This window comes from Streptomyces sp. NBC_01408 (assembly GCF_026340255.1).
Taxonomy (GTDB): domain Bacteria; phylum Actinomycetota; class Actinomycetes; order Streptomycetales; family Streptomycetaceae; genus Streptomyces.
Genome location: NZ_JAPEPJ010000001.1, coordinates 3835811 through 3861649 on the forward strand (window position 1 = coordinate 3835811; position 25839 = coordinate 3861649).

General features: G+C 74.1%; 21 protein-coding genes. 9 read left to right on the forward strand and 12 right to left on the reverse strand.

Annotated features, from left to right (window positions below; translation table 11 throughout):
• Positions 1 to 371: 371 nt before the first annotated feature.
• Positions 372 to 1475 (reverse strand): DUF3533 domain-containing protein, encoded by a 1104-nt coding sequence (locus OG447_RS17455; protein WP_266937580.1) that lies wholly within the window; start codon positions 1473 to 1475, stop codon positions 372 to 374.
• A 171-nt stretch (positions 1476 to 1646) separates the two neighbouring features.
• Between OG447_RS17455 and OG447_RS17460 the strand changes: the two genes are divergently transcribed.
• From OG447_RS17460 to OG447_RS17470, 3 genes are all read left to right on the forward strand, one after another.
• Positions 1647 to 5237, forward strand: a complete 3591-nt coding sequence (locus OG447_RS17460; protein ID WP_266937582.1) for a DNA polymerase III subunit alpha — start codon at positions 1647 to 1649, stop codon at positions 5235 to 5237.
• 212 nt (positions 5238 to 5449) lie between these two features.
• Positions 5450 to 6442, forward strand: a complete 993-nt coding sequence (locus tag OG447_RS17465; protein ID WP_266938921.1) for a hypothetical protein — start codon at positions 5450 to 5452, stop codon at positions 6440 to 6442.
• Between the two features lie 162 nt (positions 6443 to 6604).
• A complete protein-coding gene (locus OG447_RS17470) occupies positions 6605 to 7465 on the forward strand; it encodes a triacylglycerol lipase (RefSeq protein ID WP_266937584.1) in 861 nt (286 codons plus the stop codon).
• A 25-nt stretch (positions 7466 to 7490) separates the two neighbouring features.
• Here OG447_RS17470 and OG447_RS17475 read toward each other — a convergent pair whose 3' ends face one another.
• The 3 genes from OG447_RS17475 to OG447_RS17485 form a co-directional block, all read right to left on the reverse strand.
• Positions 7491 to 8558, reverse strand: a complete 1068-nt coding sequence (locus OG447_RS17475; protein WP_266937586.1) for a lytic polysaccharide monooxygenase — start codon at positions 8556 to 8558, stop codon at positions 7491 to 7493.
• 220 nt (positions 8559 to 8778) lie between these two features.
• Positions 8779 to 9267, reverse strand: coding sequence for a DUF402 domain-containing protein (locus OG447_RS17480; protein WP_266937588.1), 489 nt, complete (start codon positions 9265 to 9267; stop codon positions 8779 to 8781).
• The gene (locus OG447_RS17485) at positions 9264 to 10205 is read right to left on the reverse strand and encodes a GNAT family N-acetyltransferase (RefSeq protein WP_266937590.1); all 942 of its coding nucleotides are present in this window, start codon (positions 10203 to 10205) and stop codon (positions 9264 to 9266) included. Before OG447_RS17485 ends, OG447_RS17480 begins: the two co-directional genes overlap by 4 nt.
• Before the next feature lie 71 nt (positions 10206 to 10276).
• Here OG447_RS17485 and OG447_RS17490 point away from each other — a divergent pair, with 71 nt between their 5' ends.
• Positions 10277 to 10666, forward strand: coding sequence for a GntR family transcriptional regulator (locus OG447_RS17490; protein WP_266937592.1), 390 nt, complete (start codon positions 10277 to 10279; stop codon positions 10664 to 10666).
• 132 nt (positions 10667 to 10798) lie between these two features.
• On the opposite strand, the gene OG447_RS17495 is transcribed toward OG447_RS17490, so the two are convergent.
• Positions 10799 to 11896 (reverse strand): DUF5925 domain-containing protein, encoded by a 1098-nt coding sequence (locus OG447_RS17495; RefSeq protein ID WP_266937594.1) that lies wholly within the window; start codon positions 11894 to 11896, stop codon positions 10799 to 10801.
• A gap of 206 nt (positions 11897 to 12102) precedes the next feature.
• Between OG447_RS17495 and OG447_RS17500 the strand changes: the two genes are divergently transcribed.
• Entirely contained in the window at positions 12103 to 12906 is an 804-nt protein-coding gene (locus tag OG447_RS17500) for an SGNH/GDSL hydrolase family protein (RefSeq protein WP_266938922.1), read from the forward strand.
• Between the two features lie 35 nt (positions 12907 to 12941).
• Here the strand turns inward: OG447_RS17500 and OG447_RS17505 are convergent, their stop codons facing one another.
• Positions 12942 to 14693: a serine/threonine-protein kinase gene (locus OG447_RS17505; RefSeq protein ID WP_266937596.1), complete on the reverse strand. Its 1752-nt coding sequence runs from the start codon at positions 14691 to 14693 to the stop codon at positions 12942 to 12944.
• 269 nt (positions 14694 to 14962) lie between these two features.
• Between OG447_RS17505 and OG447_RS17510 the strand changes: the two genes are divergently transcribed.
• The gene (locus OG447_RS17510; protein WP_266937598.1) at positions 14963 to 15232 is read left to right on the forward strand and encodes a hypothetical protein; all 270 of its coding nucleotides are present in this window, start codon (positions 14963 to 14965) and stop codon (positions 15230 to 15232) included.
• Between the two features lie 38 nt (positions 15233 to 15270).
• On the opposite strand, the gene OG447_RS17515 is transcribed toward OG447_RS17510, so the two are convergent.
• The 3 genes from OG447_RS17515 to OG447_RS17525 all read right to left on the reverse strand — a co-directional run bounded on the left by OG447_RS17515 (position 15271) and on the right by OG447_RS17525 (position 18431).
• Positions 15271 to 16482 carry a CaiB/BaiF CoA-transferase family protein gene (locus tag OG447_RS17515; protein ID WP_266937600.1) on the reverse strand — a complete coding sequence of 404 codons (1212 nt, stop codon included), beginning with the start codon at positions 16480 to 16482 and terminating at the stop codon, positions 15271 to 15273.
• A gap of 102 nt (positions 16483 to 16584) precedes the next feature.
• On the reverse strand, positions 16585 to 17373 hold the full coding sequence (locus OG447_RS17520) for an ABC transporter permease (protein WP_266937602.1): 789 nt from the start codon (positions 17371 to 17373) through the stop codon (positions 16585 to 16587).
• The gene (locus OG447_RS17525; protein ID WP_266937604.1) at positions 17370 to 18431 is read right to left on the reverse strand and encodes an ATP-binding cassette domain-containing protein; all 1062 of its coding nucleotides are present in this window, start codon (positions 18429 to 18431) and stop codon (positions 17370 to 17372) included. The genes OG447_RS17520 and OG447_RS17525 overlap by 4 nt, the downstream gene beginning before the upstream one ends.
• Before the next feature lie 72 nt (positions 18432 to 18503).
• Between OG447_RS17525 and OG447_RS17530 the strand changes: the two genes are divergently transcribed.
• Positions 18504 to 19232, forward strand: coding sequence for a TetR/AcrR family transcriptional regulator (locus tag OG447_RS17530; RefSeq protein WP_266937606.1), 729 nt, complete (start codon positions 18504 to 18506; stop codon positions 19230 to 19232).
• Positions 19233 to 19413: 181 nt separating this feature from the next.
• Here the strand turns inward: OG447_RS17530 and OG447_RS17535 are convergent, their stop codons facing one another.
• The gene (locus OG447_RS17535; RefSeq protein WP_266938923.1) at positions 19414 to 20535 is read right to left on the reverse strand and encodes a type ISP restriction/modification enzyme; all 1122 of its coding nucleotides are present in this window, start codon (positions 20533 to 20535) and stop codon (positions 19414 to 19416) included.
• 146 nt (positions 20536 to 20681) lie between these two features.
• Between OG447_RS17535 and OG447_RS17540 the strand changes: the two genes are divergently transcribed.
• Entirely contained in the window at positions 20682 to 20843 is a 162-nt protein-coding gene (locus OG447_RS17540; RefSeq protein WP_266937608.1) for a hypothetical protein, read from the forward strand.
• Between the two features lie 99 nt (positions 20844 to 20942).
• Here OG447_RS17540 and OG447_RS17545 read toward each other — a convergent pair whose 3' ends face one another.
• Entirely contained in the window at positions 20943 to 21692 is a 750-nt protein-coding gene (locus OG447_RS17545) for a GntR family transcriptional regulator (protein WP_266937609.1), read from the reverse strand.
• Positions 21693 to 21828: 136 nt separating this feature from the next.
• The gene (gene hmgA / locus OG447_RS17550) at positions 21829 to 23172 is read right to left on the reverse strand and encodes a homogentisate 1,2-dioxygenase (protein ID WP_266937611.1); all 1344 of its coding nucleotides are present in this window, start codon (positions 23170 to 23172) and stop codon (positions 21829 to 21831) included.
• 429 nt (positions 23173 to 23601) lie between these two features.
• Here hmgA and OG447_RS17555 point away from each other — a divergent pair, with 429 nt between their 5' ends.
• Complete coding sequence (locus OG447_RS17555; protein WP_266937612.1) at positions 23602 to 25704, forward strand: right-handed parallel beta-helix repeat-containing protein; 2103 nt, start codon at positions 23602 to 23604, stop codon at positions 25702 to 25704.
• Positions 25705 to 25839 lie beyond the last annotated feature (135 nt).

Below are 25839 nucleotides of genomic sequence, written 5' to 3' on the forward strand. Positions count from 1 at the left end.
CGGTGCGGACCGTCCCCTGGAGCGGTCGGCGCCCCTCGCGCACTTCCCGGCCGAGCTTCTCCGGGCCCGCCCACAGGGTGGACGGCAGCCCGCCCTCCCGGGCCAGCGCGGCGACCGCCCCGCCCCGGGCGGAGTCGGCGAGCAGGCGCAGCGAGCGGTAGAGGCTGGACTTCCCCGTGCCGTTGGCTCCGGTCACCACGGTGAGCCTGCCCAGCGGGACGATCAGCCGGCGCAGGGAGCGGTAGTTCTCGACGGCGAGCGTGGTGATCACGTGACGATCATGCCTCGGGGGCGAGGAAGCGGCCCACGGGGAGGACCTGGCGGCCCTGGGTGCCGACCGTGATCTGCCCGGCGAGGAGGTACGGGGGTGTTCACCGCACGTCCGCCGCCTCGGCGTCCCCGGCGTCATCGGGCAGCCCGCTGCCCACGGCGGCTCCGGGCCGGCCCTTGCGGGACATCGCGCAGAACAGCGTGAGCAGGGAGCCCAGTACCGCCCAGCCGGCCAGGACCAGCATGGGCCCGCCCGCGCCGTTGCCCTTGAAGTACGCGATGGAGCGCGCGGCGTACGTACCCGCGCCCGGCGGCAGGGCCGGGCCGATGGAGCTCCAGAACGGCGGCAGCAGCGGGTACGGGTACGCTCCGCCCGCACTCGGGTTGCCGAGCACCACCACCAGCAGGATCGCGAGGCCGATGCCGACCACGCCCGCCAGCCCCTGGAAGGCCAGGGTGATCGCGCCGACCGCGAAGACCACCAGGGCGCCGAGCCCCCACAGGGCCATGAGCGAGCCGGGCAGGGCGTCCAGGACCGGGCCCGCGATGACCGCGCCGAGCAGCCCGGCGGCGAGGGCGTACACGAGCAGCGCGCCGAGCCGGACGACCGCGCGGGCGGCGTTCGCGGGCCGGGCGCCGGCGCTGATCGCGAGGATCGCGGCGCACAGGTAGCCGCCCACGCACCAGCCGATGACCAGGTAGAAGGAGCTCAGGCCGCGCGCGTCGCCCGCGGCGGACGGGGCCACGTCGGTGACCACGACGGCGCGCCCCCGGCTCTGCTCGACCTTGCCGACGACCGCTTCGATGGCCTGGGCGAGCGAGGCCCCGGCGCCGCCCGCGACCAGCAGCCGGTCGGCCCTGGCGGCCGGGTCGAGGATCAGGGCGCCGTCCACGTCCCGGTTCCCGACCTGGGCGCGGGCCGTGGCCTCGTCCTCGACCGCGCGCGGGTCGAGCGGTTTGCCCGGCAGGGCGGCGAGCTGCTGCGCGGACTCCTCGGCGACCCGGGCGACGGGGGCGGCCACGGCGATTGGGATCTCGCTGGGCACGGGGTGGTGGAAGGCGCCGATGTACGAGGTGATGAAGGCGAGCTGGAGCGCCAGCACCCCCAGGACCAGCAGCGCGGCCCGGGTGGTCACGGCGTCCTTGATCTCGGCGAGGAAGCCGCCGGACGGATCTGCGTCGTTGCTCTGGGTGGGCTGGCTCATGCCACCCACGCTCGGCGTGGGGGCGGGGGGCCGCAGCAGGGGTGGGCCGAATGGATGACCGGCGGGGGTGGGGCCCTCGGGGAGCGTTCGAACTAGTGTTTCGCACGGATATTCGAATTGCTCTATGGTGGATGACGGGGGAGGTTCATCGAGCGAAGCAGGAGGCCGCGGGTGCCTGGTTTTACGCATCTGCACACCGTTTCGGGGTTCTCCGTGCGCTACGGGGGCTCGCACCCGGAACGGCTGGCGGAGCGCGCCGCGGAGCGGGGCATGGACGCCCTCGCCCTGACCGACCGCGACACCCTCGCGGGTGCGGTGCGGTTCGCGAAGGCGTGCGCGAAGGCCGGGATCAGGCCGCTGTTCGGGGTGGACCTGGCCGTGTCGCCTGCGGCGGGCTCGGCGGGCTCGGCGGGCTCGGGTGGCCCCGGCTCCGGTTCCGCGGGCTCGGGTGGCTCCGGGGCCTCCGCCCGGTCCTCCGGGGCTTCCGGTTCCGGTTCTGTCGAGGTCTCGTACCGGCGGCGCAGTCCCGTCAAGGGCGGGGCCTTCGTCGACGAGTCCGCCCCGCGCGCCGTCTTCCTGGCCCGCGACGGGGCCGCCGGGTGGGCCGAGCTGTGCCGGATGGTCACCGCCGCCCACGCCGGGGCGGGGACCGGGCAGCCCGTGCTGTCCTGGGGCGACCTGCGCGGAGAGGGCGTCTTCGTCCTGCTCGGGCCCGACTCCGAGCCCGGCCGGGCGCTCGCCGCGGGCCGCCCCGACCGGGCCGCCCGGCTGCTCGCGCCCTGGCGGGAGGTCTACGGTGACTCCCTGCGCCTGGAGGCCGTCCACCACGGCCGCACCGGCACCGGCCCCGGCTCGCTCCGGCTGGCCGCCCGTACGGTCGGCTTCGCCGCCGAACAGGGGGTCCCGGCCGTGCTGACCAATGCCGTCCGGTACGCCGACCCCGGCCAGGGCCCGGTCGCCGACATCCTCGACGCGGCCCGCCTGCTGGTCCCCATCGACCCCCGGAGCCCCAGGCATCAACTCGACAGCGGCGAACGCTGGCTCAAGGACCCGGACGCCATGGCCGGGGCCGCCGACCGGATCGCCCAGGCGGCCGGCCTGCGCCCCGCCGACGCCCGCCGGCTCCTCGCGGAGACCCGGCGTACGGCCGAGGCCTGCGCGGTGGACCCCGAGGACGACCTCGGCATGGGCTCCGTGCACTTCCCCGAGGCCCGGCTCGTCGGCGCCGCCCACCGCAGCGCCCAGCGGGTCCTCGCCTCCCGCGCCTCGGCGGGCATGGTGCTGCGGGGCTACGCGGACGACCGCGCGTACTGGGAGCGGATGCACCACGAGCTCGACATCATCGCCTTCCACGGCTACGCCTCGTACTTCCTGACGGTGGCCCAAGTCGTGGACGACGTACGGGAGATGGGAATCCGGGTGGCCGCCCGCGGTTCCGGGGCCGGCTCCCTCGTCAACCACCTGCTCGGCATCGCGCACGCCGACCCCGTCGCCCACGGCCTGCTGATGGAACGCTTCCTGTCCAAGCGCCGGCGCGTCCTGCCCGACATCGACATCGACGTGGAGTCCGCCCGGCGGCTGGAGGTCTACCGGCGGATCATCGGCCGGTTCGGCGCCGAGCGCGTCGCCACCGTCTCCATGCCCGAGACCTACCGGGTCCGGCACGCCATCCGCGACGTCGGCGCCGCCCTGTCCATGGACCCGGCCGCTGTGGACCGGCTCGCCAAGGCCTTCCCGCACATCCGGGCCCGCGACGCCCGCGCCGCGCTGGAGGAACTCCCCGAACTGCGCGACGTACGGGGTGAGTCGTACGGCAGGCTGTGGGAGCTCGTCGAGGCGCTGGACGCGCTGCCGCGCGGGATCGCCATGCACCCGTGCGGGGTGCTGCTCTCCGACGCCTCGCTGCTCGCCCGTACGCCCGTGGTGCCCACCAGCGGCGAGGGCTTCCCCATGTCCCAGTTCGACAAGGACGACGTGGAGGAGCTCGGGCTGCTCAAACTCGACGTGCTGGGCGTGCGCATGCAGTCCGCGATGGCGCACGCCGTCGCCGAGATCCGGCGCGGCACGGGGGAGGAGCTCGACCTGGACGACCCGGCGCAGGTCCCGCCGGGGGACAGGGCCACGTACGAGCTGATCCGCTCGGCCGAGACACTGGGCTGCTTCCAGATCGAATCGCCCGGCCAGCGCGACCTGGTGGGGCGGCTCCAGCCGTCGACCTTCCACGACCTGGTGGTCGACATCTCGCTGTTCCGGCCGGGACCGGTGGCCGCCGACATGGTGCGGCCCTTCATCGAGGCCCGGCACGGGCGGGCGCCGGTGCGCTTCCCGCACCCGGACCTGGCCGACGCGCTGCGCGAGACGTACGGGGTGGTGGTCTTCCACGAGCAGATCATCGAGATCGTCGACGTCATGACCGGCTGCGGGCGGGACGAGGCCGATCGGGTGCGGCGCGGACTGTCCGACCCGCAGTCGCAGGGGCGGATCAAGGTCTGGTTCGCGGCGAAGGCGGGCGAACGCGGCTACCCGCTGGAGGTGATCGGCCGGACCTGGGAGATCGTGGAGGCCTTCGGTTCGTACGGCTTCTGCAAGGCGCACGCGGTGGCCTTCGCGGTGCCGACGTACCAGTCGGCGTGGCTGAAGGCGCACCACCCGGCGGCCTTCTACGCCGGGCTGCTCACCCACGACCCGGGCATGTACCCGAAGCGGCTGCTGCTGGCGGACGCGCGGCGGCGGGGCGTGCCGGTGCTGCCGCTGGACGTGAACCGGTCAGCGGCCGCCCATCGAATCGAACTGGTGTCCGATGCGCCTCAGGTGTGGGGGCTGCGCCTCGGGCTGTCCGACGTCCACGGCATCAGTGAGGCCGAGGCGGGCCGGATCGAGGCCGGACGGCCGTACGCGTCCCTGCGCGACTTCTGGGACCGCGCGCATCCGGGGCGTCCGGTCGCCGAACGGCTGGCGCAGGTCGGGGCGTTGGACTCCTTCGGCGCCAATCGGCGCGATCTGTTGCTGCACTTGACAGAACTGCACGGCGCACAGCGGGCCGCCGGGGTGCGCGGCGCCGCCCAACTCCCGCTGGACGGAGGTCGGTCCACGGCCGCGGTCGGGCTGCCCGATCTGACCGACACGGAACGGCTCAGTGCTGAACTGGGCGTCCTCGGCATGGACACCTCGCGGCACCTGATGGAGGACCACCACGCCTTCCTGTCCGAGCTGGGGGTGATCCCGGCGCGGCGGCTGCGGGAGGCCGAGCACGGGCGGACGGTGCTGGTCGCGGGGGCCAAGGCAGCCACCCAGACCCCGCCGATCCGCTCCGGGAAGCGGGTCATCTTCACCACGCTGGACGACGGGACGGGCCTGGTCGACCTGGCCTTCTTCGACGACAGCCACGAGGCCTGCGCGCACACCGTCTTCCACTCCTTCCTGCTGCTGGTACGGGGCGTCGTGCAGCGGCGGGGCCCGCAGAGCCTGAGCGTGGTCGGGGCGGCGGCCTGGAACCTGGCGGAGCTGGTGGAACTGCGCGCGTCGGGCGGCCTGGACGCGGTCGCGGCCCGCCTGGCCGCCTCCGGCGGGGGTGGCGGTGACGGCGGTGCCGACGCGGCCGACGGCGCGGGCGCGGGCGCGGCGGGGGAGCGGGGTCCCGGCCGCCGGATCCGCATGTCCACGGGGTACGAGATGAACCCCTGGGCCGACCTCCAGCCGCCGGGCGAGGGCCCCGCGACCGGCCGCAAGCTGTGGCACTCCAGCCCGGGAAGCCCGGGATGACCTTCGTCCGGGGAACCCCCCTCACCGCCGCCGGCCCGGCCCCGTGGCCCGGCGGACCTGTTGCTGTGCTCCAGGGCCCTGGGACGGCTCCGGCCGCGGGCACGGCGCCCGGGCCGGTCCCCGCCACGGGACCGGGCTCGGCGGAGCCTGCGTCTGCGGGACCGGGCTCTGCCGGGGTGAGGTTCGGCGGGGGCGGGCGGGTTGTGGCCTGTCTGCGGCTGCATGCCGCGGACGGGGGGACGCTCGGTGCGGAGCAGTACGCCGGGGTGCTCGCGCTGCTCGGCGGGCTCACGCCGGCCGTGCAGGCTCTGCCGCCCGAGGCCGCCCTCGCCGATGTCCGCGGCGCGCTGCGGTACTTCGGGTGCGATGCCGCCCGGCTGGCCGCCGTGCTCCGGGTCCGGGCCCTCGCCCTGTACGGCGTCGACTGCACCGTCGGAGTCGCGGGCAACCCCATGCTGGCCCGGGCGGCCGCCCGCGAGGCCCGGCCCGGGGGGACCCTGGTGGTCCCCGACGAGCCCGCCGCCGTACGGGAGTTCCTGGCGGGCAAGCCCGTCGGCGCCCTGGACGGCGTCGGGCCCAAGGCCGCCCGCACCCTGTGCTCGTACGGCCTCGATTCCGTCGGCAAGGTCGCCGCCTCCCCGCCGGCCGCCCTGCGCCGGATCCTCGGCGCCCGGCTCGGCCGCGAGGTGCACGAGCGTGCCCTGGGCATCGACCGGACCCCCGTCCAGCCGGGCGCGGCCGCCCGGTCCATCGCCGCCGAGCGGCCCTTCGACCGGGACGAGCTGGACCCCGTACAGCACCGGCGTGCCCTGCTCTCGCTGACGGAGGAGCTCGGCGCGCGGCTCCGTACACAAGGGCAGGGCGAAGGACAGGGGCAGGGGCAGGTGTGCCGCGCCCTCTCGCTCACCGTCCGCTGCGCCGACCGCACCACGCTCACCCGGACCCGCACCCTGCCCGAACCCACCGCGCACTCCGCCGCCTTGACCGCCACGGCCTACGCCCTGTACGCGGGGCTGGGCCTCCAGCGGGCCCGGGTCCGCGCGCTGTCCCTGCGGGCCGAGGACCTGACCGCGGCCGAACGGGCCGCGCGGCAGCTCAGCTTCGACCCGGAGGACGAGAAGGCCCGCCGCCTGGAGGCCGTCACGGACCGCGTCCGCGCCCGCTTCGGCCCCCACGCCATCGCCCGCGGCACGCTCGCTGCGTAGCAGCCGCTCCACCGACACGCGAGGTTTTTACCGACGCGTAACTTCCCAGATTTACTACTCGCCCGTAATTTAGCGGGCAGCAGCACCCCTTGTGATCCGGATCACGGGATGAAAACCCCCACGCTCCATCCCCTTGAGTCGCAACCGCAAGGAGATCACACGATGCTGCCCTGGAGACGCCTGCTCCGCCAGCTGGCCGTCCTCGTCCTCGCCGCCGCCGCGCTCGTCGCCCCCACCGGCACCGCGCAGGCCGCGTCCGCACCCAGCAGCGGCTGGAACAACTGGTCCTGCAAACCGTCCGCCGCGCACCCGCGCCCCGTCGTCCTCGTACACGGCACCTTCGGGAACTCCGTGGACAACTGGCTCGGCCTCGCCCCGTACCTCGTGCACCGCGGGTACTGCGTCTACTCCCTCGACTACGGGCAACTGCCCGGCGTGCCCTTCTTCCACGGGCTCGGCCCCATCGACAAGTCCGCCGGCCAGCTCGACGTCTTCGTCGACAAGGTGCTCGCCGCCACCGGCTCCGCCAAGACCGACATCATCGGGCACTCGCAGGGCGGCATGATGCCCCGCTACTACCTGAAGTTCCTCGGCGGCGCCCCCAAGGTCAACGCCCTGGTCGGGCTCGCCCCCGACAACCACGGCACCGACCTGCTCGGATTCACCAAGCTGCTCCCGTACTTCCCCGGAGCCGAGGACCTGATCAGCACCGCGACCCCGGGCCTCGCCGACCAGATCGCCGGATCCCCCTTCCAGAACAAGCTGAACGCGGGCGGGGACACCGTGCCCGGCGTGAAGTACACGGTGATCTCGACCAAGTACGACCAGGTGGTCACGCCGTACCAGAGCCAGTTCCTGAGCGGACCGGACGTACGCAACGTCGTGCTCCAGGACCTGTGCGTCCTGGACCTCTCCGAGCACGTCACCATCGGGCTCACCGACCGGATCGCCTGGCACGTGGCGCTGGGCGCCCTCGACCCGGCACACGCCGAACGGACCACCTGCGCATCGGTCTTCGACTGACGCACAGGCGGTCCGCGCCAGGGCGTCAGAAGCCGTGGCGGCCCGTCGTCGCACGGCGGCGGGCGATGGTGAACAGCACCGCCGCGCCGACGGCCAGGGCGCCGGCCCCGGCGATCGCGATCGCCGGGGTGGCGCTGCTGCCGCCCGTCTGCGCGAGGTTGTCCGACGAGGCCGACGGCGCGGCCGAAACGGGGACCGGCTCGCCGGAGGCGGCGTTCGTCTTCGGGTCGTTGTCGCCGTGGCCGTTGTGCTCCACGCTGGACTTGTCCGCGCCGTCGGCGATCTGCTGGTCCGTCGGGACCTTGGCCGGCGGGGCTGCGGGCTTCTCGGACGGCTTCCCGGAGGGCTTGGAGCCCGGCTTCGAGCCGGAGGTGGTGGCCGTGGCGCCGGCGGTCGGCTCGGTACCTGTCCCGCTGTCGTTCCCGCCGTTGCCCCCGCCGCCGTTGTCCTTGCCGAAGACCACGTCCGAGCAGGTGTAGAAGGCCTCCGGGCTGTCCGAGCGCTGCCAGATGCTGTAGATCAGGTGGCGGCCGGACTTGTTCGGGACCGTGCCGGAGAAGACGTAGTCACCGCCCTGCATACCCGGGTCGGTGGCCTTCGCGAACGGGGCGGGCTCCAGGTCGGACCACTTCAGCGGCTTCGACGGGTCGTAGCCGTCCTTCGTCACGTACAGCTCGAAGGAACCCTTGTGGGGCGCGGTCCCCTTGTAGTGGAAGGTGTGCGCGCCCGCCGTCATCGGGCTGGCCGGCCAGTCGCCGCGCGCCAGGTCGAGGCCCCGGTACTTGTCGTTGCCCGCCGAGCAGAGCTGGCCGTTGGGGATGAGCGCCCGGTGGTTGCCGGCCGCGTTGGCGATGTTCACCGCGTTCCAGTCGTAGAACGCCTGTGCCCCGCTCTCCTTGACCGCCGCCTTGCAGGCTGCCGACTGCGGAGACTCCGGGCCCTCCGCGTAGCAGGCCGCCACCCGGCTGACCGGGTCCGTCATCGAACCGTGGGCGGCCGCGGGAGCGGCGGCGTACGCGGCCACCGCGAGTGGCGCGAGGCCGACGGCGGCGATACGGGTCACGGTACGGGCGGCGGAGCTGCGTGCGGGCATGGGTGGTCTCCTTCGGGCGCAAGGCAGGGGTGCGCCAGTGGAACCGGGCTGTGCGGCGCCGCCCCCCGTGGGTCCCGGCGCCGCCTCCGGCCCTCCCTGGCCCAGCCAAGCTAACCGCCCGGACCACGCGTTCCGCCGGGTTCGGGCCGCAGGAAGGGATCTTTAGGGTCCGCTTAAGGAAGCACTAAGCGGGCCCACAGAAAGAGCCGCTTCCAGGGGGTCATCCGGGGAGCAGCGCGGCGAGTCCGGCCGCAGTGCGGGCCTGCTCCTCCAGGGCGTCGAGGGCCCGTACGGCCTGGCCGGCGGCCTCCGGGTCGCTGGTGGCGAGCCCGCTCGCGGCGAACTCGTCCTCGTCCAGCCGCAGTACGGAGGTCCCGTCCGCCGACACCCACAGGTCGAGGTCCAGGTCGTCCACGAGGAGCTCCCCGGCGCGCAGCACGGCGGGGCGGGTCACGTCGCAGTACCAGCCCTTCAGGACGCCGTCGCCGGTCCACACCTCCTTGACCGCGTACCAGCGCGTCCGCCAGAAGTGCTCGACGAAGACGTCGCCCGGCTCGAAGCGGACGAAGCCGAAGTCCCGTACGCCCTCGGCCGCCCAGGGGGCGCGTACGGAGATCCGGTCGCCGTCATCGGCCAGCTGCGCCGCCGGGTACCGGATCTTGGTGCGTCCCGCCTTGGTCAGGACGACGGTCAGCCTGGGGTCGTTCACGCGGTCTCCAGTCTCTTCACGTAGCGCGTCTCGGTCGCGCAGATCTCGTACCCGAACCCGTTGTTGACGGCCAGCATCGGCTCGTTGCCCGCGTCGTTGCCGGTGAAGGCCTCCGTGTACCCGGCCGCGCGGGCCCGGTGCAGGGAGACGGTCTTGGCGAGCTTGGCCAGGCCCCGGCCGCGGAAGGCGCGCAGGGTGCCCGTCATCGCCGAGCCGTAGCGGGTCGCTCCGTCCGTCTGGGCGGCGGTGAAGGCGGCCACCGCGCCGTCGACGAGGACGACGGTGGTCAGCTCCTTGTCGAGGGACGGATTGTTCCAGGTGTGCGCGATCCAGTCCTCGTAGTCGTCGAACTCGGTCTGTACGTCGCCCGGTTCGTCGGCGGTCGTCTCCGCGTCGGCCTCGAACAGCGGCCGCGGATCGGCGGCGAAGTCGGCGCCCGTGCGCAGCTCCACCCCGGCCGGAAGGGTTTCCGGGAGCGGCGGCAGGGAGGCGGCCGCCAGGTCCAGGCGCAGGAAGTGCGCGGACCGGCCGGGGCGGTAGCCGCGCCGCTCGGCGAAGGCCCGGTGGGCGGGCTCGTCGAGCACCCAGGCGTACGTGGCCTCCGCGCCCCGCGCGGCGAGGTGCTCCTCGGCCGCGCGCAGCAGCCCGCTGCCCGCGCCGAGGCCGTGGTGCGCGGGGTCGACGTACGGGTTGACGTACGACTGACCGGGTTCGGGGCTGTCGTGGACGATGCCGACCTGGGCGGTGCCGATGACGAGCCCGTCGGCGGTCTCGGCGACCAGGATCCGGTGCGCCTTCGCCGGGTGGGCGGAGGCCAGCGCAAAGGCCACGCCCTCGGTGGTCGTGATCATGAACGGGAGGGCGGCGCGGCACACCCGTACGACGGCCTCGGCGTCCGAGGGGTCGTCGGGGCGCAGGTCGCGGATGAGAACGGTCATGGGGCCGACGCTACGGGCGGGGCTGCTCCGGGCGCCTCCGAATTTCCCGGCGATGGGGGACAATCGGCCACGTGACCTCGACGAACCTGAAGATCACCCTCGACGGCTCGGCCGGCTCGGCCGCCCCGTACGAACAACTGCGCGCGCAGATCGCGGACCGGGCCCGGTCGGGGAAGCTGCCGGCGGGCTTCAAGCTGCCCACGGTACGAGGGCTGGCGGAGGAGCTGGGGCTGGCGGCCAATACCGTCGCGAAGGCGTACCGGGCGCTGGAGGGGGACGGGGTGATCGAGACGCGGGGCCGGCACGGGACGTTCGTCGCGGCCGTCGGAGGGGGTGCGGCGCGCGAAGCCGCGTCTGCTGCGCAGGCGTTCGCGGAGCGGGCCCGTCGGCTGGGCCTGACGGAGGCCGAAGCCCTGGCTGCCGCCACCGACGCCCTCCGGGCCCGGTACGCCGCCAAGTAGTCCCCGCGGCCCGCCGTCCTGGGGCTCCGCCCCAGACCCCGCGCCTCAATCGCCGGCGAGGCTGAAGATCGGGGCTCCGCCGCGGGTCCGGGCAGCGCCCGGGCGGCTCGGCGCAGCCGGGGAACCCGGGCGCTAGAGATAGAGGCCCGCCTCCGACGTGTGCGGCTGGGGCGGAAGGATCGCCGCCGGGCCGGTGCCGCGGCGCAGGGCGAAGAGCTCCGCCAGGCTGGCGCCCTCGCGGGAGACGCCCTCGTCCGTGCCCAGCCAGTCCACGGCCTCCCCGTGGGTCAGCCGGCCGACCTCGATACGCGCCAGGCAGCGGCCCGGCCGGACCACCGCCGGGTGCAGGCGCTCCAGGTCCTCGTTGGTCGTCACGCCGACCAGGACGTTGCGGCCCTGCCCCAGCAGGCCGTCGGTCAGGTTCAGCAGCCGGGACAGCGCCTGGCCGGCCGTGTGCCGGGCCTCGCCGCGGATCAGCTCGTCGCAGTCCTCCAGGAGCAGCAGCCGCCAGCGGCCCTTCGCCGTGCCCTCGTCCTCGCCGATCGCGATGTCCATCAGGTAGCCGACGTCGTTGAACAGCCGCTCCGGGTCCAGTACGCAGTCCACCTGGCACCAGTCCCGCCAGGAACGGGCCAGCGTGCGCAGGGCGGAGGTCTTCCCCGTGCCCGGCGGGCCGTGCAGCAGGAGCAGCCGGCCCGAGATGTCGTCGGGGGTCACCTTCATCAGCCGGTCCATCGCCCCGGCCACCGGCGCGGTGTAGTTGGGCCGCACCTCGGCCCAGGTGCCCGCCGCGATCTGGCGGGTCGTCCGGTACGGTCCGCGGCGCGGGGACACGTACCAGAAGCCCATCGTGACGTTCTCCGGCTGCGGTTCGGGCTCGTCCTGCACCCCCTCCGTGGCCCGGTCGAGGACGTCGGCGGCGAGTTCGTCGCTCACCGCCGTGACGGTGACGTCGGCGCCGCGGCTCCACCGGGAGACCAGCATGGTCCAGCCCTCGCCCTCGGCCAGGGTGGCGCTGCGGTCGGTGTCGCGCGCGGAGCGCAGCACGGTGGCTCCGGGCGGCAGCAGGGTCGAGCCCGCCTTCACCCGCTCGATGGTCACGCTGTGCGAGTACGGCTGCTCGCCGGACGCGAACCGGCCGAGGAACAGCGCGTCGACGACGTCCGACGGTGAGTCGCTGTCGTCGACGTTGAGCCGGATCGGCAGCGCGTCATGCGGGTTGGCTGGCATGGCGCCCATGATCCGGCACGCGATGCCCCGGTGCACCCCTGTTTCGCCGGATCGAGTGCCCGGGTTCCCTCTTCAAACGTACTGGTGGTGAAGATTCGGGCGGCAATCCTGTCCCGAACATTCTTGGCATGGACACTTCCAGCCAAGCCCGGCTCCTTGTACCACGGACTCAGGAGTAACCCCCACAAGGAGCCGCACACATGAGCATGAGACTGTCGCGCTTCGCTGCCCTCACCTCCGCCCTGTTACTCGCCGCGGGAGCCACCCTCCTCGGCGCCGGCCAGGCGGCCGCCGCCCAGGCCGACTTCGGCTACGTCGCCCTCGGCGACTCGTACTCCTCCGGCGTCGGCGCCGGCAACTACGACAGTGGGAGCGGCAACTGCAAACGCACCAGCCGCGCCTACCCGGCCCTGTGGGCCGCCGCACACTCCCCGCAGGCCTTCTCCTTCACCGCCTGCTCGGGCGCCCGCACGGGTGATGTCCTCTCCGGCCAGCTCGGCCCGCTGAACTCCGGCACCGACCTGGTCAGCATCACCATCGGCGGCAACGACGCAGGATTCGCCGACGTCATGACGACCTGTGTGCTCCAGTCCGAGTCCACCTGCGTCAACCGCGTCAACCAGGCCAAGGCGTACGTCGACTCCACCCTCCCCGGCCAGCTGAACCAGGTCTACAACGCCATCGAGAGCCGCTCCCCGAACGCCCACGTCGTCGTCATCGGCTACCCCCGCTTCTACAAGCTGAACGGCACCTGCACCACCGGCCTGACCGAGGGTGAACGCGCCGCCATCAACGGCGCGTCCGACCACCTGAACGCCGCCATCGCCAAGCGCGCCGCCGACCACGGCTTCACCTTCGCCTCGGTCGCCGGCGCCTTCACCGGCCACGAGATCTGCTCCGGCGCCCCGTGGCTGCACAGCGTCAACTGGCTCAACATCGGCGAGTCCTACCACCCCACCGCGGCCGGACAGTCCGGCGGCTACCTGCCGGTCTTCACCAACGCCGCCTGACCGGGACGGATCCCAGGGGCGCCCGGCCTCACCCGTCAGGCGTCCCCGGCCGGATCCGCCGCCGGCGGGTCCGGTGACCCGTCCGGCGACGCCTCCGGGGACACGTCCGCGGACGCACTCGCGGAGGCGCTCGGCGAGGCGCTCGCGGACGTACTCGCGCCAGGGGAGGAGGCCCCGCCCGTCGGGGTCTCCTCCTCGCAGGTCACGGAGATCCCCACCCACTGGGTGGCCACCTCCGAGGGCCCCCGCACCTCCAGCCGGACCGCGTCCTCGAAGACCGCGTCCGCGCTGTGCGTCAGTTCGGTGTGCTCCAGCCGCCGGCTCCGCGGCCCGCCCGCCTCGTAGGTGACGGACTGCCAGCCGGGTCCGGAGGTCTTCCCGCTCCGCGTGGCCCAGCGGTACTCCAGCACGGCCGGAACCCGCTCCACCTCCACGGTGGCGCTGAAGGCGGGTGCCCGCTCCGGAGGCGGCGGGCAGATGCCGGTGTAGGAGGTCCGCACGGCGTCGACGTACGCGACGACCTGCTGCCCCGTACCGGCCGACGGCGAGACCGACGCCGACGCAGGGGCCGACGCGGAGGGGCCCGGGCCCGTGGAGCCGCCCGCCTGGGACGTCGTCGCCGCCCCCGTCGGGCCACCGCCGCGCCCGTCTTCATCGCCCCCGCGGTCCCTCACCAGCATCCAGACCAGCGCGGCCAGCGCCAGCAGCAGGACGAGGATCCCGGCCGTCAGCACCAGTCCGGCCCGCCCCCGCGGCGGCACCGGCCCGGGGCCGGGCAGTGGCGGCGTGGGCTCCCCGTACGGCGACCCCTGCGCTCCCCGCGCTCCCCCCGCTCCCGCCGTGCCCGTCGCCCCGCCGCCGCGCGGCTCGTGCCCGTGGCGCACCGCGGCCGCCGGCGTGTCCGGACCCGACGCCGTCCCGCCGGGAGCCCGTACGGTCCCGCCCGCGCCCACCACCCGCAGCATCCGGGCCGCCTCCGCCGCGGACAGCCGCTCGGCCGGGTCCTTGCGCAGCAGCCCCTCCAGTACGGGCTCCAGCGGCCCGGCCCGCCGCGGGCGCGGCAACTCCGCCTCCACCACCGCCCGCAGCGTGGCCAGCGGGGTGTCCCGGCGGAAGGGCGTGCCCCCCTCGACGGCCGCGTACAGCATCACCCCGAGCGCCCACAGGTCCGACCCGGCACCCGGATCCTGCCCCAACGCCCTTTCCGGAGCGAGGAATTCGGGTGACCCGACCATCTCGCCCGTCATGGTGATCGCCGAGGACCCCTCCAGGCTCGCGATCCCGAAGTCGCTCAGCACCACGCGTCCGTCGTTGGCGATCAGCACGTTGCCGGGTTTGACGTCCCGGTGCAGCACCCCCGCGTCGTGCGCCGAGCGCAGCGCGGCAAGTACCTGCTCCCCGAGGTGCGCGGCCCGCTGCGGGGTGAGGGTCCCCTCGGCCTCCAGGACGTCCGCCAGCGAGAGGCCCCGCACCAGCTCCATGACGATCCAGGGCCGGCCGTCCTCGGAGGCCACGTCGTAGACCGTGACGACCCCGCGGTGCGAGACCCGGGCCGCGGCCCAGGCCTCGCGTTCCAGCCGCCGGTACATCCGCTGCAGTTCCGCGGCTTCCAGTCCGGCGGGCGCCCGCACCTCCTTGACGGCCACCTCGCGGGCCAGCACCTCGTCCCGGGCCCGCCACACGATGCCCATGCCGCCGCGTCCGATCTGCTCCAGCAGCCGGTAGCGGCCCGAAATGACTCGATCGGCGCTCGATTCCCCGCCCACGCCACCCACGTTCCCACTCACGCGAGCCCCCAAGTGCGTCCATGTGTTACCGGGCGATCACTTCAAGTTAGCGCAGTGCGTGCGAAGCGGCCCCTGTTGTGACAGGACTCGGCACATGGGCCTCCGAACCCGGCGCGCCTGTGCGGAGAGTAACGGTCGACTCCACTGAGTAGTCGTCAACCCCCGTCGTCCCAGGGGTAATTCACACCACCGGGATACCCGAGCGCGACGCGGGGGCGATAGGGTTAACCTGCCCGGGCCGGGTGCCCTCGTACGGGTGGGGAGAGAACATGGAACAGATAACGATGCGCAGCAGGCCGCCTCGCGTGCCTGCCATCACGTGCGGCAGCAGTGCGACCAGCTCGCGCCTCGACCGTCATCTCGCAGTGCTGGGCGGGCCCGCCCTGCCGCACCGCGAGAGCGCCGAGGCGACCTTGCTGATGCGCGAGCTCACTGCCCGCGACCACACGCACCGTCTGCGGAGCCGGAGCGCGCGCGTCTCGCTCTTCGCGCCGCTGCGCCGTCTGCGTCGCACGCTCTTCGGCAGCCGCCGCTCGTAACTGTCCCCGTACCGCTACCGTTCGCCCTCCGGCACCCTCTACGCGACGACACCGTCCCGGCGCAGGTCCGAGATCTGCGCGCCCGTCATCCCCAGGGCGCGCAGCAGGGCCTCGGTGTGTTCGCCGAGCGCGGGCACCGCGCCCATGCGCGGTGCCGCGCCACCCGGCAGCCCGATCGGCGGCAGCAGGGCCCGCAGCGGACCTGCCGGTGAACCCACCTCCCGCCAGCGGTCCCGGGCCGCCAGCTGCGGATGCGCGGCCAGCCGGCTCACCGAGTTCAGCCGGGCGCAGGCGATACCCGCCTCCTCCAGCCGCCCGATCGCCTCGTCCGTGGTCAGTCCGCCCAGCGCTTCGGCCACCACCGCGTCGGTCTTCTCCCGGTTGGCGGTGCGCGCCGCGTTCGTCCCGTACGCAGGGTCCCCGGCCAGCTCCGGCCGCCCCAGTACCCGCTCCGCCAGCCGCCGCCACTCGCGGTCGTTCTGCACGGACAGCAGTACCCGGTCCCCGTCGGCCGTCGCGTAGGCGTCGTAGGGCGCGATCACGGCGTGCGCGAGACCGGTGCGCGCGGGCTCCTCGCCACCGTGCATCGTGTGGTGCAGCGGGTGTCCCATCCACTCGGCGAGCGCGTCCAGCATGGACACCTCCACCCTGCCCCCGCGCCCGGTGGTGCCGCGCCGCAGCAGGGCCGCGAGGACCCCCGAGAAGGCGTACATGGCCGCCGCGATGTCCGCCGCCGGGATGCCCGCCTTGACGGGCGCCTCCGGGGTCCCGGTGACCGAGACCAGCCCCGCCTCGCACTGCACGAGCATGTCGTAAGCGCGCTTGTGGGCGTACGGGCCCTCGGGGCCGTAGCCGGAGACGTCCACGGCGACCAGCCGCGGGTAACGCCCGCACAGCGCGGCCGAGTCGAGGCCGAGGCGGGCGGCGGCCCCGTGCGCGAGGTTCTGGACGAAGACGTCGGCGTCCGCCAGCAGGACGTGCAGGACCTCCAGACCGCGCGGATCCTTCAGGTCGAGCGCGATCGACTCCTTGCCGCGGTTGGCCCACACGAAGTGCGACGCGAGACCGTGCGCGGCGGTGTCGTAGGCGCGCGCGAAGTCGCCTCCGTCCGGCCGCTCGACCTTGATCACCCGGGCGCCGAGGTCGGCGAGCTGGCGGGTGGCGAAGGGGGCCGAGACGGCCTGTTCGACGGAGACGACGGTGATGCCGGCGAGGGGGAGGGGTTCGGGCTGGTGCGCTTCGCGGTTCATGACCGTGTGCCTACCGGCTCGGACCCCGGTCTGTCACCCCGTACGCCCCGCGCTCGCGGGCGCCACTTCGGACTTACTCGTCCAGTGCTGTGGTCGGAACCGTCAGTCCTGGCCGCGCGCGAACCTGCGGGTGGCCAGCGGTACGAAGAGCGCGAGGAGCAGCACCGACCAGAGCAGCGCCCCGGCGACCGGGTGCGCGGCGGGCCAGGCGGCGCCCGGGGCCGCTTCGGCCCCGGCGTTCCCGCACAGCTCGCGCACGGCGGTGGCGACGGCGCTGATCGGGTTCCACTCGGCGACCGTACGCAGCCACGCGGGCAGCCCGGCGGTCGGCAGGTACGCGCTGGACAGCATCGGCAGGATGAAGGTGGCGCTGCCCAGCTGGCCCGCCGCCTCCTCGCTCCTGCTCAGCAGGCCGAGGTACGTGCCCACCCAGGCGGTGGCGAAGCGGAACAGCAGCAGCACGCCGAGCGCGCCCAGCGCCCCGGGCAGCCCGTTCTCCATGCGCCAGCCCATGGCCAGCCCCACCAGCATCAGGGGCACCATCGACACCGCCGTGGTCAGCAGGTCGGCGGCCGTCTGCCCCAGCGGAACCGCGGTCCGGCTCATCGGCAGGGTCCGGAACCGGTCCATGACCCCGCGGTGGGCGTCCTGCGCGGCGGTGAACATGCCGGTCATCAGCCCGTTCGCGGCGGTGGCGGCGAGCAGCCCCGGCACCAGGAACTCGCGGTACTGGGAGCCCGGCATGGCGAGCGCGCTGCCGAACACGTAGCCGAAGAACAGCAGCATCGTGATCGGCATGGTCTGGGTCAGGATCAGCAGCGCCGGGGCGTGCCGGGCCTTCTGGAGCTGGCGGGTGAAGACGGCTCCGCCGTCGGACAGCAGGGCGCTCATGCGGCGTACTCCTTGTCGCCGGGACCGGCGTGGTCGGGACGGGGGCTGTCGGGGCGGGGGTTGCCGGGGAGGGGGCTGTCGGGGCGGGGGCTGTCGGGTCCGGCGCCGGCGGGTCCGGCCCCGCGGACCTGGGTGAGGCGGAGGAACACCTCGTCGAGGGTGGGCGGGCGCAGGCTCGCGTCGGTGACCGGGACCCCGTGGGTGTCGAGCTCGCGGATGATCCGGGGCAGGGTGAGCCCGGCGTCGAGCACGGTCACCCCGACGGTGAGCTTCTCCTCGTCGAGGACGGGCCGGCCGCCGGTGAGCTGGTCGAGCACCGCGGCCGCGCCCGCGAGGGCTTCGCGCCCGGCGACGGCGACCTCGGCGCGGGCGCCGATCCGGGCCTTCAGCTCGTCCGGGGTGCCGGTCGCGGCGGCCCGGCCGCCGTCGACGACCACGATGTCGTCGGCGAGCCGGTCGGCCTCCTCCAGGTACTGGGTGGTGAGCAGTACGGAGGTCCCCTCGTCGGCGAGGTCCCGCACCGCCGTCCAGATGTGCTCGCGGGCGGCCGGGTCGAGCCCGGTGGTGGGCTCGTCGAGGAACAGCACCCGGGGGCGGGTGGTCAGTCCGGCGGCCAGGTCCAGGCGCCGGCGCATGCCGCCCGACCAGGTGGAGGCCACCCGGTCGGCGGCCTCGGTGAGCCCGAAGCGCTCCAGCAGCTCGTCGGCGCGGGCCCGGCCCGCGGGGCCCCGTAGGCCGGCGAGGCGGGCGAAGAGCCGCAGGTTCTCACGGCCGGTCAGGTCTCCGTCCACGGAGGCGTACTGGCCGGTGACCCCGATGGCGCGGCGGACGACGGCGGGGTCCCGGGTGACGTCGTGACCGGCGACGAGGGCGCGGCCGCCGGTGGGTGCGGTGAGGGTGGTGAAGATCCGGACGGCGGTGGTCTTGCCCGCGCCGTTGGGGCCGAGGAGCCCGCAGACCGTGCCCTCGGGTACGGCCAGGTCGAGCCCGCGGAGGGCGTGGACCTCGCCGTAGTTCTTCTCCAGACCCTCACTAAGTACAGCGTACGTAGTTGTCATGTGCGGCACCCTACATCACTACGTACGATGTACGTAACTAGGATGGAGGCGAGACGGACGAGGTGATGAGCGATGACACCCAGCGGGCGCCCCGCTGAACCCGAAGTGATCTGGGCCCGCCCGCAGCGGGCCGGACGCGGACCCCGGCCCGCGCACAGCCGTGAGTCGATCGCCGCCGAGGCGGTCCGGATCGCCGACGCGGAGGGGATCGAGGCCGTCTCCATGCGGCGCGTCGCGGCCGGGATCGGCGCCGGGACCATGTCCCTGTACAACTACGTGCCGCGCAAGGAGGACCTGTACGAGCTGATGGTCGACGCGGTCAGCGGGGAGTACGAGTTCCCCCCGCCCACCGGTGACTGGCGCGCCGACCTGCTCGCCCTCGCCCACCAGACGCGGGCGCTGATGCAGCGCCACCCGTGGCTGCCCCGGCTGCTGAGCCCCGTCTACGGCTTCGGCCCCAACGCCCTGCGGTACCTGGAGCACAGCCTGGACTGCCTGGCGCCGCTGGAGGTGCCCGATGCCGAGAAGCTGGAACTCGTCGCCGCCGTCAACGGCACCGTCGCGACCTACGTGTCGGGCGAGCTGGCCCTGGCCGAGCGGGCCCGGGCCCTGCCCTGGTCCGCGGCCGAGGAGCAGCGCGTACGGGCGGCCTGGATCGGCTCCCGGCTGGCCACCGGCCAGTACCCGCTGCTGACGGCGGCCCTGACGGGCGGCGCCGCCCCGATTACCGAGGCCGGGCCGGAGCTGGCCGAGGCCTTCGACCGCTCGATGGCCCGGCTGCTGGGGGCGTGGGGCGGGTAGGCCGTCGCGCGGCGCCCCGGAAGGCCTTCGCCGGGCGGGTTCGGCGGCTTCGGGCGTGCTTGGCATGCGCGGCGGGTTCGGCGTGCGTGGCGGGCTCCGGGGCCGGCCTCGGTGGTCGGGGCTGGCTCGGCGGGCTTGGGCGGGCTTGGCGTGCGCGGCGGGCTCCGGCCTGTCCGGCGGCTCAGAGGAGCGCGAACTGCCCGCCCGGGCCCTCCTCCTGGTGGTCCAGCACCGAAGCCGGGCGGCGGGCCCAGCGGGGCGGCGGCAGCACCCCGGCCGCGCGCAGCTCCGCCACCGGCAGGCCCGGGCCCGGCTCGAACGCGGCTCGCTCCGGGGCCAGGTCGGCCAGCAGCGCCAGGGTCGTGACCAGGGCCAGCAGCTCCGAGGTCCAGCCCTGCGGCCACTGCGCCGGGCCCAGCGCCTCCAGCCCCTCGGCCCCGGGACGGCGGTGCGCCGTGCGGGCCGCGAACCAGGCCTCCAGTACCCGCACGCCCTGCGCCTGGTACTCCCAGGCGGCGGGCGGCACGGGGGAGACGGTTCCCGTGCCGAGGCTCAGCGTCTCGGTCCCGGCGTCGTACGCCAGCTCGTGCGGCCAGGCCGGCACCGCCGAGCGGACGTACGGGCGGCGCCCGCCCGGCAACCGGGGCGGCTCACCCCCGCGGGCCCCGCGCAACTGCACGGTCAGGAGGCGGTGCCCCAGCTCCAGCCCGGCCCGCCAGCGCTCCGGATCGGCGGTGAGCGGGACCTCGTACCCCCGCGGCCCCGGCCGGCCCGCCGCGAGGATCCAGCACAGGACGTCCTCGGGGGTGACCCAGCCGCCGTAGCGCTCGCCCAGCAGGGCCGGCAGGCCGGGGGCGAGGTTCGGCTCGGCGCCGCCGGGGCGCCGGTGCAGCGGACGGACCTTGCCGAGCCGCCCGGCCGGGAGGTACGCGGTGACCAGCGGCTCCGGGGTCTCGACCAGGAACAGCTGGTGCTCGTCGAGGACCCGCCAGAGCTCCGGGCGGGCCGTGTCGATGAGCCGCTGGTCGGGGAGCAGCCACTGCTCGTCGAAGGGCTCGCGGAGCACCCGTACGGGATCGGGGCAGGGGCCGGGGTCGTCGGCGAACCGGGCCGTACCCGATCGCTGGCCCGGCAGCGCCGCCGCACCGGCGGCGGGCGTGCGGCTCCGGCTCGGGCGGAACAGCCGCTCCCGCTCGGCCCCTTCGGCGTCGGTCAGAGCCGCCCAGCGGGCGCGCAGGGCCGCCGGATCGGGCGCGGCGACCCAGTCGCGGCCCAGGCGGAGGCCGCCCACGGCCCAGGGCATCAGATCGTCCAGCAGCAGGTGCGGCAACGGCGTGTCAGCGCTCACCCGGCAGATGGTAGCGACGGGGCCCGGCGGCAGGGCTGCGCACAGGCCGAAGGGCTACGCTCCTTATATACGCATACGTACCATCGACCGAGGAGACGGTCATGAGTCAGTACGACGAATACTCGACTCCGTCGCAGGCCGAGGGCGAGCGGCTCGACGAGGACATGGACGAGGCCCAGAAGAAGCAGCAGCACCCCCAGACGATGCGGACCACCCCCTCCCAGGCGGAGGGCGAGCGCGGCGCGGAGGAGGAAGGGAAGTAACCGACCCGGATCGGTCGGTGCGGGGGGCCAGGGGAGCCCGTCGGAGCCCGTCGGTGCCGTCGATGCCCGTCAGCGCCCGTCAGTGCCCGTCGGCCCCGGTCAGTGGGCGTCGACCGTCACCGTGAAGGAGAACCGGTCACCGCGATAGCGGATCCGCGCCACGTCCACCACCCGGCCGTCCTCGTCGTAGGTCACGCCCGTGTAGTGCAGGATCGGGCTGAGCAGGGGGACCTGGAGCAGCTCGGCCGTCTCCGGGTCGGCGAGCCGGGCCTCCACCGTGTCCGTGATCCGGCTGATGCGCACCCCCACGATGTCCCGCAGCACCTTGGTCATCGGCCAGCGTTCGAGGTCGGCCAGGTCGACCGCCTCGGCGAACTCGGGAAGCACCGCGTTCTCGGCCCAGTTGGTCGGCTCGCCGCTCTCCCGGTCATGGCGGAGCCGGCGGTACGTGACCACCTCGGACGTGTCCGGGAAGTGCTCCAGCAGCTCCCCGGCCACGGTCGTCCGGGCATGGCCGAGAATCGTCGTACGGTCGCCCGACTGCTGGGCCACGATCGCGTCGACCGAGCCCAGCAGCCGGACCGGGGCGCCCCGCCGCGCCCCCGGCTCGATGAAGGTGCCGCGCCGCCGGTGCCTGCTGATCAGGCCCTCGCCCTCCAGCTCCTTGAGCGCCTGCCGCATGGTCAGCACGCTGACCCCGTAGTGCTCGGCGAGCTGCTCCTCGGTGGGCAGGCGCAGCGAGGCGTCCGGGGTGCGCCCGAGTATCGAGGCGCGTAGCGACTGCGACACCTGGTACCAGAGCGGCAGCTTCCGGTTCAGTACCAGGGAGTCGGGGGCGAAGGCGGTCACGGCTGGTTCTCCGAACGGCTGGGCGGGGGTGACGTGCGGCGCTGCGGGTGGCGCCGCGTGCCGCGTGCCGCAGGGGTGTGCGGCGGCCGCGGCGGCCGCGGCGTACGGCGTGCCATGCAGCGTATGCAGGTGCCGGTCAGGGGCGGAAGTGGCGCTCCAGACCCTGCCAGACGTCGTCGTAACCGCGCTGGAGGTGGTCCGCGGCGGCCGCCTGGGCGGTGGCGGTGATCGGCCACCGGGTCTCGAACATGAAGGCCAGACCGTCGTCGATCTTCTGCGGCTTCAGCTCGGCGGCGCTCGCGCGGTCGAACGTCTCCCGGTCCGGGCCGTGCGCGGACATCATGTTGTGCAGTGAGCCGCCGCCGGGGACGAAGCCCTCGGCCTTCGCGTCGTAGGCGCCCTCGATCAGGCCCATGTACTCGCTCATCACGTTGCGGTGGAAGTACGGCGGACGGAAGGTGTCCTCGCCGACCAGCCACCGCGGGGCGAAGACCACGAAGTCCACGCCCGCCAGGCCCGGGGTGTCGGAGGGCGAGGTCAGCACGGTGAAGATCGACGGGTCGGGGTGGTCGTAGCTGATGCTGCCCAGCACGTTGAAGCGCCGCATGTCGTAGACGTACGGCACGTGGCTGCCGTGCCAGGCGACGACGTCGAGCGGGGAGTGGTCGTAGGTGGCGGACCAGAGGTTGCCGCAGAACTTGTTGACCACCTCGGTCGGCTGCCCGCCGGCGCCCGGGTCCTCGTACGCGGCCACCGGGGCCTGGAAGTCCCGTGCGGCGGCGAGGCCGTTGGCGCCGATCGGGCCCAGGTCGGGCAGCTCGAAGGGCTGCCCGTAGTTCTCGCAGACGTACCCGCGGGCATCGGAGTCCAGGAGCTCGACGCGGAAGCGGACCCCGCGCGGGATCAGGGCCACCTCGCCCGGCCGGGCGGCGAGCAGGCCGAGTTCGGTGCGCAGGAGCAGGCCGCCGCGCTCGGGGACGATCAGCAGCTCGCCGTCGGAGTCGCTGAACACCCGGTCGGTCATGGGGGAGTTGGCAGCGTAGAGGTGGATGGCCATACCGGTGCGCTGGGCCGCGTCGCCGTTGCCGCCGAGGGTCCAGAGGCCGGCCAGGAAGTCGGTGCCGGGGGCCGGGTCGGGCAGCGGGTTCCAGCGCAGCCGGTTGGGGTCGGCGGGGACCTCGGTGAAGGGCGCGGTGCGCAGGTTGCCGTTGTCGGTCCGGGTGAAGGGCGGGTGCGCGGCGGAGGGGTGGATCCGGTAGAGCCAGGAGCGGCGGTTGCGGCTGCGGGGCTCGGTGAAGGCGCTGCCGCTGAGCTGCTCGGCGTAGAGGCCGAGGGGGGCGCGCTGGGGCGAGTTCCGGCCGAGCGGCAGTGCGCCGGGGACGGCCTCCGAGCTGTGTTCGTTGCCGAAGCCGGTGAGGTACTCCAGTGCCTCCGCCGTCTTCCTGGCCTGCTCGATGCCGCCGGCCTGCTGCTCGCTCATCGCTGCTCCCGCTCCGTCGAAGGAATCCTATGGCTGACAGTAGGATTCCGCGGCCCGCGCGTCAACGGCCGCTCCCGGCCGCCTGGCCGGTTTTCCGGGGGCGGGGCCGGTTTTCCGGGCGCCGGGGGTCGGGAGGGTGGGGTCGGGCGCCGGGGTCGGGAGGGTGGGGCGAAGCCGGGGGTCGGGGGTCGTGGGTCGGGAGTGTGGGGCGGCCGGGTCCGGTGTGCGGGACGCGGGGCGACCGGGGTCAGGGGTCAGGGGTCCGGCGTGGGGCGGCGGTCGGGTCCGGCGCGTGGGGCGACCGGGTCCGGTGTGCGGGACGCGGGATGTGCGGGATGCGGGGCGGCCGGGGTCCCGTCGCGCGGGCCCGTACGCGGATTCACGCAGAGGGGGCTCCCAAAAGATGAACAATGCTCTACTCTCACGCGCATGTCGTGGACCCGCAGGTTCCCTGCCGTGCCGGCGGCGCTCCTCGCCGCCCTCCTCGCCCTCCTGTCCCTCTTCGCCGCCGCGCCCGCCGCCCGCGCGCACGAGGAGCGCCCCGTCACCTTCCCGGACGGCTCCGGATCCGTGCCGGAGTACCGCACGGGGGAGCCGGACCTGGTGGTCTGCAAGACCGACCGGGCCGCCTTCGAGCGCCGGATATCCGCCTTCCCGGAGGACCTCAGGCAGCGCAACCTCGCCCTCTACGAGCGGTGCGAGAAGAGCGGCTACCGCCACCTCCAGGAGGCCGTCGACGCCGTCGACCGCCCCGGGATGAACATCGCGATCCTCCCCGGCCTGTACGAGGAGGAGCCCTCACTGCCCGCCCCGACGGGGGAGTGCGCCGCCCTGAAGGCCCCCAACTCCTCGCTGGGCTACCAGATCCTCAGCTACGAACAACAGCTCCAGTGCCGCCACAACCAGAACCTCGTCGCGATCCTCGGCAAGACGAACCTACAGATCGAGGGCACCGGAGCCACCCGCCAGGACGTCGTCGTCGACGCCAAGTACCAGAAGCTGAACGGCATCCGCGCCGACCGCTCGAACGGCATCTACTTCCGCAACTTCACCGCGCAGCGCACCACCTTCAACTCCCTGTACGTGCTGGCGGGCGACGGCTTCGTCATCGACGACGTACTGACCCGGTGGAACGACGAGTACGGCTTCCTGACCTTCGCCAGCGACCACGGCCTCTACAAGAACTGCGAGTCGTACGGGAACGGCGACTCCGGCATCTACCCCGGCAGCGCCTCCGACATCAACAACGGCCGCGGCTACGAGGTCCCGCGCTACTCCATCGAGATCACAGGCTGCCGCAGCCACCACAACATGGTCGGCTACTCCGGCACCGCGGGCGACTCGGTGTGGGTGCACGACAACGAGTTCGATCAGAACATGGGCGGCGCCTCGATGGACAGCGCCTTCCCCGGACATCCCGGACTCCCGCAGAACCACGCCAAGTTCGAGCGGAACCTGATCCACGACAACAACCAGGACTACTACGGCTACGTCGCCGACGGCACCTGCGCCAAGCCGCCCATCGAGCGGGGCTACGAGCGGGGAGTCGTCTGCCCGCAGATCTCCATGCCGCCGGGCACCGGCATCATCACCGCGGGCGGCAACTGGAACCTGTACGAGGACAACTGGGTGTACGGGCACCAGCGCGCCGGCTTCTTCCTCAGCGCGGTCCCCGCCTTCATCCGCGGCGAGGAGAAGTGGTCGAAGCAGACGGACACCTCCCACCACAACCGGTACGCCGGGAACGTCATGGGCAAGGACAAGTCCGGCGCGGCCCGGCCGAACGGCATGGACGTGTGGTGGGACGGCCAGGGCGGCGGCAACTGCTGGCAGGCCGGACCCGACGGCTCCACCCCGGGCACGCTGCCGCAGTGCGGTGAGCGCCGCGGCGCGGTCTCAGGGGCGTCGGCCCGCCTGGTCGGCGAACCGGTGAAGCTCGTCCAGCTCCTCGTCTGCGCCGACTACAGCGTGCAGGCCCGCAAACTCCCGGCCGGCTGCGACTGGTACGGAGCCCGGGGCATCGAGCGGGTCGAGACCCAGATCGCGCTCGCCGTCGCGGCGGTCCTGCTGCTGGTCGGCGGAGTGCTGTGGGCGCGCCGCCTGCGCGGCTCCCGCCTGGGCACGGCGGCCTCGGTCCTGGGCCTGGCAGGTCTGGCCCTGGACGTGGCCGGCTCCACCATGCCGCTGACCGCGACGTTCGTCCCCGCACTGGCCCTCCTCCTGCTGGGCCTGTGGTGGACGGGCGTGGGCCTCGCCCTGCGCCCGACCCGCCCCTGGCTCGCCCGCCTGACCCTGCTGCTGGCCGGCCTCACCCTGTTGGACGCCTTCGACAAGGCGGTCCTGATGATCCCGTGGACCCCCCTGAGCCCCGCCTGGGCCCGAGCCCTGGTGGCCCTCATCTGGCTCCTCTGGGCAGCCATAGCCTCAGCTCGCCCCAACCCCGACCCGGCCCCCGACCCCGACCCGGCCGCCGACCCCGACCCGGCCCCCACCCCTACCGACCCCCACCCCGTGACGAGGCCGGGTCCGTGATCAGGCCCGGCCGGGCTCGTGACGAGGCCCACCCCGTGACGAGGCCCGGCCGGGCCCGGGGCCGGCCCGTGGCAAGGCCTGGCCCGTGACCACCTGGCCAGGCCCGCGCCCCGGCCTGTGACGAGGTCCGGCCCG